This window comes from Sandaracinus amylolyticus, from assembly GCF_000737325.1.
Classification (GTDB): Bacteria; Myxococcota_A; Polyangia; order Polyangiales; family Sandaracinaceae; genus Sandaracinus; species Sandaracinus amylolyticus.
In genome coordinates, this window is record NZ_CP011125.1 from 6,395,624 (window position 1) to 6,405,041 (window position 9,418).

Here is a 9,418-nt window from a genome sequence, read left to right on the forward strand (position 1 = left end):
CTCCGAGCCTACCACGAGCATCCACGGTCCATGTGGAACTAAACAGTGCCGGCGAGGCCTCGCGAGAGCGCGTCGATCGCACGATCCACGGCCGTTCTCGCTGCGTCGATCACGCCGCCCATCGAGAAGAACCCGTGCACGAGGCCTTGCTCGCAGCGCACCTCGACGCGCACGCCCGCATCTCCGAGCTTCTTCGCGTACGCCTCGCCCTCGTCGCGCAGCGGATCGAAGCCCGCGGTGACGACGTACGCGGGCGCGACGTCGCGCACGTCGTCGGCGTGCAGCGGTGAGCCGAGCGGATGGCGCTCGTCCTCGACCCCGTAGTGGCCGAGGAACCAGTCCATCGTGTCCTTCTCGAGCAGGAACCCGCGCGCGAAGAGGCGATGCGACTCGTGCGTGCGCGTGAGATCGGTCGCCGGGTAGACGAGCAGCTGGAACGCGGGCGCGCGCGGCTCTCCCGACGCGGAGCGCAGCGCGCGCGCTTCGCGCGCGACGATCGCCGAGAGGTTCCCGCCCGCGCTGTCGCCCGCGACGGCGACGCGACGCGGATCGATCCCGAGCTCGCCCGCGTGCTCGATCACCCACTGGAACGCGGCGATCGCATCGAGCGCCGCGGCGGGGAACACGTGCTCTGGCGCGAGCCGGTAGTCGACCGAGATCACGACGCAGCGCGCGCGCGTCGCGATCTTGCGGCACACCGCGTCGTACGACTCGAGGCTGCCGATCACCCAGCCGCCGCCGTGGAAGTAGACGCACGCCGGGCGGGCACGCGACGCGCGCGCCTCGGGCTCGTAGATGCGCACGCGGATCGCACCGTGCGCGCCGGGCACGAAGCGATCCTCGACGCGATGCACCGGCGCGGGCTCGACGTCGACGAGCGGCGCCTGCAGGTCGAAGTCGCGACGCATGCGCAGCGTGCCGAGCTCGTGCGGCGGCTCGCGCCAGTCGGCGAGCAGCCGCAGGATCGCCTGCGTCTGCAGGTCGAGCGGCGAGCCGCGATCGTTCACCGGCGCGGGGCCGAGCATGCGGCGCAGCACGGGCGCGGGGGTCGAGAGCGCAGCGCGCAGCACGCGGCGCGCGACGCGGCGAGGCAGGTTGCGTTCGGACATCGCGATGCACGCATCGTAGAGGCCGCGCCGCGGTCGGAGAAGCGGTCGCGCTCTTGTTCGCACCACTCGTTGCGCGATCCCGTATGCTCCCGCGTCGCATGGGGCTTCGCGATCTCTTGCGTCCACGCTACGACGGTGCCTTCGCTGCGACGATCGGTGGGATCGTCGACCGAATCCGCGACCGCGCACCGCCGCTCGCACTCTCTCCCCACGAGCGCCTCGACGGGCGCACCGTGCTCGTCACGGGCGCGAACCGCGGGCTCGGCCTCGCGATCACCGTCGACCTCGTGCGCCGCGGCGCGCACGTCGTCATGGCGTGTCGCAGCGGCATCCCGGAGGTCATGGACGTCGTGCGCCGAGAGGCCGGCGCGGGCGCGGGCACGGTCGAGGCGGTCGGGCTCGATCTCGGGGATCTCGCGTCGATCGAGCGCATGGTCGCGGAGCTCGCGGAGGACGGCGTCGCGCTCGACGCGGTGGTGCTCAACGCGGGGATCGTCCCGCGCGAGGCGCGACGCACCAAGCACGGGCTCGACGAGAGCTTCCAGGTGAACTTCCTGTCGAACGTGCTGCTCGTGCGGCGCCTGCTCGAGCGCGGCGTGATCGCGCGCGGGCCCGGCGCGCGCGCCGGCGACGATCCCGACGCGCGCGATCCCGGTCAGGACCATCGGCTGCCGCGCATCGTGTTCGTGTCGAGCGAGTCGCATCGCAGCGCGCCGCCGATCGACTTCTCGCGGCTCGGCTCGTTCCGCGCCTGGTCGATGCGCGAGGCGGTGCAGGAGTACGGCGCGACGAAGCTGCTCGCCGAGACGTGGTCGCACGAGCTCGCGAATCGGCTGCGCGGCGAGGTCGCCGTGCACACCGTCTGTCCGGGCGCGGTGAACACGGACATCGCGCGCGAGGCGCCGTCGTGGGCGAAGCCCGCGCTCGGCGCGACCATGAAGGCGTTCTTCAAGGACCCTGCGCTCGCCGCGAAGCCGATCGTCTATCTCGTCGGCGCGCGCGCGATCGAGGGCGACACCGGGCTCTACGTGCACGTCACGCGCGTGAAGGATCGCGCCGCGCAGGCGCGCGACGCCGAGCTCGGCAAGCGGCTCTGGGACGCGAGCGAGCGCTTGCTCGCGAGCACGGGTCACGCGCTCGGTCGTTCGGACGAGGGCGGAGAAGGACGATGAGCGACAGCACGCAGCGAGTGATGGACGGAACGTCGTGGGCCGAGCTCTGCGACGCGCTCAAGGCCGCCGGGCAGATCGTGCAGGACGGGCCCGCGGATCCGCTGACGCGCGCCGAGGGCTATCGCTATCTGTCGCGCATCCTGCGCGCCGCGCTCCAGACGTTCGTGGAGCACAACGATCCGCGCGCGCCGGTCCTGCAGCGGGTGGTCCACGAGACCGCGAAGATGGGCGCGGACAACCCGGACAACGTCTATCTCAACGCGGCGATCTCGGGCGAGCACGCGTATCGCATCGTGGGCGCGCGCGGCACGGTGCACTTCCTCTCGTTCGCGACGCAGATCGGGCACTACGGGCGCGGCAACGGGATGCCGCCGACCGGGCAGATCGACACGAGCGAGCTGCGCGTGCGCGAGGACGGAACGTTCGAGGTGATCGTCGCCTGCGAGAAGCCCGCGGCGCTCGAGCCCGGCCAGACGTGGCTCCCGATGACGAAGGACTCGGGCACGCTGATCGTCCGGCAGTCGCGGCTCGATCCGAAGGAGCGCATCGCCGAGCTGCGCATCGAGCGCATCGGCGCGGATCGCGCGCTCGAGCCGCTCACGCCTGCGATGCTCGACGAGGGCTTCCAGAGCACCGCGATGCTGGTGCGCGGCGCGCCGATGCTCTTCGCGTCGTGGGCGCAGATGTTCCAGGCGCACACGAACGAGCTGCCGCGCTTCGACCAGGAGATCTCGAACCGCTTCGGGGGGCTCGCGGACATCGCGTACTACCACTCGTACTGGCGCCTCGCGGACGACGAGGCGCTGGTGATCGATGCGACACCGCCGAAGTGCGACCACTGGAACTTCCAGCTGAACAACCACTGGATGGAGTCGCTCGACTACCGCTACCACCGCATCCACGTGAACACCGCGACCGCGACGACGCGCGACGACGGCAGCGTGCGCATCGTGGTCGCGCATCGCGATCCCGGCGTGCCCAACTGGATCGAGACCACGGGGCACACGTTCGGCACGATGTGCTTCCGCTGGGTGCGGCCCGAGGGCGATCCCCCGCAGCCGCGCACGCGCGTGGTGAAGCTCTCCGACGTCCGAGGGCTCCCGTGAGGCGCGTGCGCCTCTTCGCGCGTCGGAGCGCGACGTCGACCGACTATCGCCGTCCGTATCGCCCGCGGGTGATCCGCCTCGCGAACCGGCTGATGCGCGGACTCGGCGGACGCGGATGGCGCATCTCGCTCGACGAGTCGTCGCTGATCGAGGCCGCGGAGGAGCGCACCGGGCTGCTCGACCTCGGCGACGCGTCGTTCCGCCAGCCGATGCGCGTGCTGCTGCGCGCCATCGACGAAGAGGCGCGGCTGCACCCGATCGGTCGCTACATCACGCGCGAGCGGCTCATCTCGACGCTCGCGACGCGCATGCGGCTCGAGGAGCTGGTGCGCCGTCAGCCGCGCATCGAGTCGGAGCGCGTCGCGAAGCCGATCGTGATCGTCGGTCTGCCGCGCACCGGCACCACGCTGCTGCATCGCCTCCTCGCGAGCGACGCGCGCATCCGAACGCTCTCCTCGTGGGAGGCGCTCTCGCCGGTCCCTCTCGATCCCGCGGGCGCCGATCTCGAGGAGCGACAGAAGCGCGTCGCGAACGCGCAGCGCGCCGAGACCGGGCTGCGGTGGATGGCGCCCGACTTCTTCGCGGTGCACCCGGTCGACGCGCTCGCGCCCGAAGAGGACGTGCTGCTGCTCGACCTCGCGTTCCGCAGCACCGTGCCCGAGAGCACGCTGCGCGTGCCGAGCTACGCGATGTGGCTCGAGGAGCAGGATCAGACGCCCGCCTATCGCTACATGAAGCGCGTGCTGCAGTCGCTGCAGTGGCAGCGCCCCGCGGAGGGCGAGCACGCGCGCTGGGTGCTCAAGACGCCGCACCACCTCGAGTGGCTCGACGTCCTGCTCGACGTGTTCCCCGACGCGACGATCGTGTGGACGCACCGCGATCCGCAGCAGGTCGTGCCGAGCTTCTGCAGCATGCTCGCCCACGGTCGCGGCGTGTTCAGCGACGACGTCGACCCCCACGAGATCGGTCGCAGCTGGCTGCGCAAAGGCACGCGCATGATGACGCGCGCGATGGACGTGCGGAAGCGCGTGGGCGCCTCGCGCTTCGTCGACGTGCGCTACGGCGAGCTGATGGAGAACCCGCTCGCGGTGGTGCGCGGCATCGAGGAGCGCACCGGCATGCCGTGGACGAAGGACGCCGAGACGCGGATGCGCGACACGCTGCGCAGCGAGGTGCAGCACCGGCACGGCGTGCACCGCTACCGGCTGAGCGACTTCGGGCTCGCGGAGCGCGACGTCGATCGCGCGCTCGAGCACTACCGCGACGCGTTCCGCGTCTAGCAGCCCGTCGAACGATGCCGCGATCGGAGCGGAGCCGGCATCGTCAGATGCTGGGATTCCGCGGAGAACGTGGTGTTGTTCGACGGGCTGCGACGAAACACAAAAGGCAGCTAGGCCCGGAGATCGTCCTCGAGCGTGATCTCGCGCGTGGCGCGGAACTGCACCGAGGTCGGGCTCGCCGCGTCGCGATAGCCGCCGGTGGGCCCCGCTGGCTCGAGCCACGCGCGCAGGCGCAGCGTCTGGCCCGCCTGGATGCCGTGCTCGCGCACGAAGACCGGTCCCGCGCCCGCAGGCGCGCGCGACACGAGCGCGCCGTAGGCCGCCGACGACGCGGGGCTGGTGCCGAGCGGCGTCCCGTCCGCGGGATCGATCGGCGCGCGCAGGCGCGCGTCCGCGAGCGCGACGCCGATCGTCCGACCGCACGCAGCGCGCAGCACGATCGACTCGCCGCGCCAGCCGCTCGCGAAAGCGCGCAGCGCGCTGTCGCGCCCTCCGCCGGCGCGCGACGAGCCGAGCTCGCTGTGCTCGTAGAGCAGCGTCCAGCGGATCGCGGCGGCGTGGGTCGGCGGATCGTGCTCGCGATCGCGTCGGCCGAGATCACGGTCGCGTCGACGAGGGCGTACGCGCCCGCGCCGACGTGGTCGAGCGCGCGAACGGGGAACCATCGTGTGAGCCAGCCGCGCATGCGTCGGTCATCACGTGTGTTGTTGCGCGCGCATCGCGGAGCGTCTACGTCCACGAGACGGACGCTGTGACGATTCCTTCGGTGAACGGGCCACTTCGCGGACGCACGGTGCTCGTGGTGGAGGACCACGAGGACATGCGCGACCTGATCTCGCAGTACCTCGCGTCGGGCGGCGCGACGGTGATCGGCGCCTCGAACGGCGCGACCGCGCGCGAGGCGCTCGCGCAGCGCAGCGTCGACCTGATCGTCACCGACATCGCGATGCCGACCGAGAGCGGCATCGAGATGATGGAGCGCATCCGCGCCGCGGGCTGGCTCCGCGAGGTGCCCGCGATCGCGATCAGCGGCGAGATCAGGACCGACGAGCTCGTGCGGTTCCGTCCTTCGCTGTTCCAGGCCGTGCTCGCGAAGCCGTTCGACCCTGCGCGTCTCGTCGCGATCGCGTCCGAGCTGATCGGCTGAGCACGACGAGCGCGAGCAGCGCGAGCCACGCGACGCGCGATCCGCCGCGACCGCCGGCGCGACAGCCGCACCCGCCCGAGACCTCGCCCGCCGGCGCGCCGCCGTCCACGCGCGCGCTCGCATCGACGCCGGACGTGCCCGCGTCGACGCCGGAGGTGCTCGCGTCGACCATGCCCGCGTCGACCACGATGCCCGCGTCGACGCCCGGCGTCGTTCCACCGCCGCCGGGCATCGTGGTGTCGCACGGCCCGTCTCCGTCGTGCTCGACCGCGCCGAGATCGGGCATGCCGTCGTCGCGATCGTTGCCGCAGAAGTCGTCGGTCACCTCCGCGAGCGCAGCGCCGCGATCGACGATCTCCGCGCCGTCGCGCAGCGTGAAGTCCGCCTCGTCGGGCGACACGAACCACGCGGTCCACTCGGCCTCGGCGACCATCTCGCGGTTGCCGCTCGACGCGAGCGTCGCGCCGTCGCGCGCGCGGACGCGCCCCGAGAGCAGGTTGCCGATCACGCGCACGTCGCTCGCGGCGAAGCGCACGTCGATGCCGGTCGTGTCGTAGAGCGTGTTGTGCGCGACGAGGCAGTCGGCGCACTCGTTCACGTACACGCCGACGTCGCTCGGGCAGTGCACGATCACGTTGTTGCGCATGATGCCGCCCTGGTGCTCGGGCGAGCACGAGCCGCCCTCGCAGATCGAGTCGGGGCCGGTGCCGCCGCCGCCGAACGAGAGCCCGAGGCGCGTGCCGCCTGTGTGGAGCTGCTCGCAGACGACGAGGTTGCGCTCGATGATCCCGTCGTGCGAGTGGCCCTTCAGGAACGCGGCGTAGCTGATGCCGTCGCCCATGCCCTTGTGGTGGTCGTGGATGTAGTTGCCGCGGACGATCCAGCGACGACCCCCGACCACGTCGATCGGCGTGACGGGGTTGCTCGTCATGCGGGCGCGCGGGTTGAAGAATTCGTTGTCCTCGACGAGCACGTCGTCGGGCCACACGCGCGGGTCGCCCTCCCCGTTCGCCTTGATCTGCGCGTTGAAGCCGTGCGCGCGGTTGCCGCGGATCACCGTGAAGTCGGCGTCGCCGACGACGTGCCACGCGTGCTCGCACTCGCTGTCGACGGCGCACACGCCTTCGATCTCGAGATCCTCGAAGCGCCAGTGCGCGCCGCGCACCACGAAGCCCTCGACGGCGTCGAAGCGGACGTGCGCGCCGAGCGCGGTCACGGCGCGCACGACGATCGGCGCCTCGGCGGTGCCGTCGGCGTCGCACCGCAGGTTCGCGTCGACGTCGTAGGTGCCGTCGGCGAGCAGGATGACGTCGCCGGGCTGCGCATCGGCGAGCGCGGCGCGGAGGGATGTCGCGTCGGACACCGGGACGTCGCGCGCCAGCGCGCGCATCGGGACGAGCAGGAGCACCGCGAGGACGAGGGAGCGAGCCACCATCGGGGGATGCTCGCTCGCTCCTTCCCGCGTCGTCCAGACGCTGCGCGCGGTCCGAGCGGGCTCTCCGGAGAGCGAATTCGATACATGTGACGCGCCCGGGGCGCGATCCGGCGGCCGGGCGAGCTCCCGCGGGGCCGTGGGGGCCGGGATCTCGGCGCCGGAAGGGCCGGATCGGGCGTCCGAGAGCGCGTTCCGGGCGCCGGATCGGGCTCCGCGAGCGCGCGAGGGCGCCTGCCCGGGGTCGGGAGGCGCCCTCGCGGACGTCACGATCGTCGCTTCCGGCCTGCGGAGCGCGGGCTCCGATCAGGAGGCGGGGCTCGGCGGGCCTTCGGGCTCGGCGTCGGGGTCACCGCGGCGGCGCTCGACGCGGAAGAAGCGCGCGGCCCAGTCGCGCGCGAGGCTGCGCTCGCCGGCTCGCTGCAGCAGCGCGGCGTACACGCCGTCGCGCTCGCGGGTCAGATCCTCGGCCAGCGACTCGCGCGCGATCTGCGCCGCGCCGCGGGTCTGCGCGCTCGCGGCGGTGCGGTCGAGGGCGACCTGCGCGGCCTCGCTCCACTGCGCGAGCGGCGCGCGGTGCGCCTCGAGCACGGGCTCGTCGGTGATCGCCAGCCACGCGCGGACCGCGGCGACCTGGGCGACGAGGCGCTGCTCGATCCAGGAGGAGATCGCGGAGCCGAAGAAGCGCCGCCAGCGCGGCGAGGTCGTCGGCGTGTCGATCGCGAGCGTGCGACCGAAGCGGGTGCACGCGTCGTCGAGGCGTCCGTTCGCGACGATGCGCAGGGCGCTCGCGCTCGTGCCCGCGATGCGGGCCGTGCGATCGGTCGCGCGGGTGGCGTCGACCAGCGCGAGCCAGGAGTCGGTCATCGGGAGCAGATCCGCGGCGTCGGGGTCGGCCTCCAGGGCCGCGCGGGTGAAGAGGATCTCGTCCTCGATGGTGTCGAGTGTCTCTTGTGCTCTCAGCTTTCTCGGCATGGCTGCCCTCCCGCGCGGGACGGTAACAACGGGCGCGAGAAGCGCGCCAGGGGCGGGAGGGGGCGGGGGCGAGTGCGAGGGCGGGGGCGAGGGCGAGTGCGGGGGCGGGGGCGGGAAGCGCGTTCTCGAGATCGCGAGCGCGTCGAAGAGCGCGACCGTTCTCGAGAGCGCGCCTCCGAGCACGATCCGCGGGGACTCGAGATCGCGCCCCTGCGAAGCAACCCCACCACGAGCGGCCCGCTCGACACGGCTCAAACGAAACAGCGGTGAGCGCGAGCGCGCGCCAGCGCGCCCTCGCGCGAACGTGCACACCGAAGCCTCACGGTGAGCACCCAGCGCGCTCTCGAGATCACGCTCTCGAAGGCGACGAGCGCGTCCTCGAGATCACCCCAGCGCGAAGCAACCCCGCACCCGCACGCGCCCCCGCACCCGCACGCGCCCCCGCACCCATCCCCGCCCCCGCACCCCAAGCTCCATCACGCCGCCTGCAGGCCGGAGTGGGTCGCTCGGGCTTCTCGAGCGTGCTGGCGTGCTCGGCGGCGTCGAGGCCGGGCCCTGCGGGCCCGCCGCTCCGCGAAATCGACAGCGAGCAACAGCGGCTCGCCATCGATTTCGCTGCACGGTCGCTTCGCGAGCCTCGACCCCGCCTGCGCGCGCCTGCGGGGGTGCTGCGCACCCGAGCTCGGGTCGGCGCGCACTGACGCGAGTCGAGCTTCGAGCCGGGCGCGGAGACGACGATGCTCAGGATCTACACGGACGCCGTCGAGCTGGTGCGCGACGCAGCGCGGCTGGGCGAAGCGGTGAAGACGCGCAGCGCGGAGCTGGCGCGACAGCTCGAGCGCGCGGCGATCAGCGTGCCGCTCAATCTCGCGGAGGCGGACGGCCTGCGCGGCGGGAATCGACGGCTGCGCAACCTGACGGCGCTCGGGAGCGCGCGGGAGGTGAGCGCGTGTCTGGACGTGATCGAAGCGCTCGGAGCGGGAGGGCGGGGGAAGCGTGCGAGTGCGGAGCGAGCGTGCGAGTGCGAGTGCGCGTTCTCGAGATCGCCAGCGCGTCGAAGATCGCGACCGTCCTCGAGATCACATCGCCGAGCACGATCTGCGGGGACTCGAGATCGCGCCCCTGCGAAGCAACCCCACCACGAGCGGCCCGCTCGACGAGACCCAAACGAAACAGCTGTGAGCGCGAGCGCGCGCC

The 9,418-nt window shown here is 72.5% G+C and carries 8 protein-coding genes and 1 pseudogene; 5 read left to right on the forward strand and 4 right to left on the reverse strand.

Features of this window, described 5'->3' with window-relative positions; translation table 11 throughout:
- Positions 1 to 38 precede the first annotated feature (38 nt).
- On the reverse strand, positions 39 to 1,109 hold the full coding sequence (locus DB32_RS26890; protein WP_075097639.1) for an alpha/beta hydrolase: 1,071 nt from the start codon (positions 1,107 to 1,109) through the stop codon (positions 39 to 41).
- A gap of 98 nt (positions 1,110 to 1,207) precedes the next feature.
- Between DB32_RS26890 and DB32_RS26895 the strand changes: the two genes are divergently transcribed.
- From DB32_RS26895 to DB32_RS26905, 3 genes are read left to right on the forward strand one after another with little or no spacing between them, the layout of a single operon-like run.
- The gene (locus DB32_RS26895; RefSeq protein ID WP_169791564.1) at positions 1,208 to 2,281 is read left to right on the forward strand and encodes an SDR family NAD(P)-dependent oxidoreductase; all 1,074 of its coding nucleotides are present in this window, start codon (positions 1,208 to 1,210) and stop codon (positions 2,279 to 2,281) included.
- On the forward strand, positions 2,278 to 3,387 hold the full coding sequence (locus DB32_RS26900) for a DUF1214 domain-containing protein (RefSeq protein WP_157069432.1): 1,110 nt from the start codon (positions 2,278 to 2,280) through the stop codon (positions 3,385 to 3,387). Before DB32_RS26895 ends, DB32_RS26900 begins: the two co-directional genes overlap by 4 nt.
- Positions 3,384 to 4,667, forward strand: coding sequence for a sulfotransferase family protein (locus DB32_RS26905; protein ID WP_053235505.1), 1,284 nt, complete (start codon positions 3,384 to 3,386; stop codon positions 4,665 to 4,667). The genes DB32_RS26900 and DB32_RS26905 overlap by 4 nt, the downstream gene beginning before the upstream one ends.
- A 110-nt stretch (positions 4,668 to 4,777) precedes the next feature.
- Here DB32_RS26905 and DB32_RS26910 read toward each other — a convergent pair whose 3' ends face one another.
- On the reverse strand, positions 4,778 to 5,332 hold the full coding sequence (locus DB32_RS26910) for a hypothetical protein (protein ID WP_053235506.1): 555 nt from the start codon (positions 5,330 to 5,332) through the stop codon (positions 4,778 to 4,780).
- A gap of 101 nt (positions 5,333 to 5,433) precedes the next feature.
- Here DB32_RS26910 and DB32_RS26915 point away from each other — a divergent pair, with 101 nt between their 5' ends.
- On the forward strand, positions 5,434 to 5,814 hold the full coding sequence (locus tag DB32_RS26915; protein WP_157069433.1) for a response regulator: 381 nt from the start codon (positions 5,434 to 5,436) through the stop codon (positions 5,812 to 5,814).
- On the opposite strand, the gene DB32_RS26920 is transcribed toward DB32_RS26915, so the two are convergent.
- Together DB32_RS26920 and DB32_RS26925 are read right to left on the reverse strand one after the other, a co-directional pair.
- Positions 5,705 to 7,249 (reverse strand): chondroitinase-B domain-containing protein, encoded by a 1,545-nt coding sequence (locus tag DB32_RS26920; protein ID WP_053235508.1) that lies wholly within the window; start codon positions 7,247 to 7,249, stop codon positions 5,705 to 5,707. The genes DB32_RS26915 and DB32_RS26920 overlap by 110 nt on opposite strands.
- Before the next feature lie 303 nt (positions 7,250 to 7,552).
- The gene (locus tag DB32_RS26925; protein WP_157069434.1) at positions 7,553 to 8,533 is read right to left on the reverse strand and encodes a hypothetical protein; all 981 of its coding nucleotides are present in this window, start codon (positions 8,531 to 8,533) and stop codon (positions 7,553 to 7,555) included.
- 425 nt (positions 8,534 to 8,958) lie between these two features.
- Between DB32_RS26925 and DB32_RS50295 the strand changes: the two are divergent.
- Positions 8,959 to 9,189, forward strand: a pseudogene (locus tag DB32_RS50295) (four helix bundle protein); the annotation flags it as partial.
- Positions 9,190 to 9,418 lie beyond the last annotated feature (229 nt).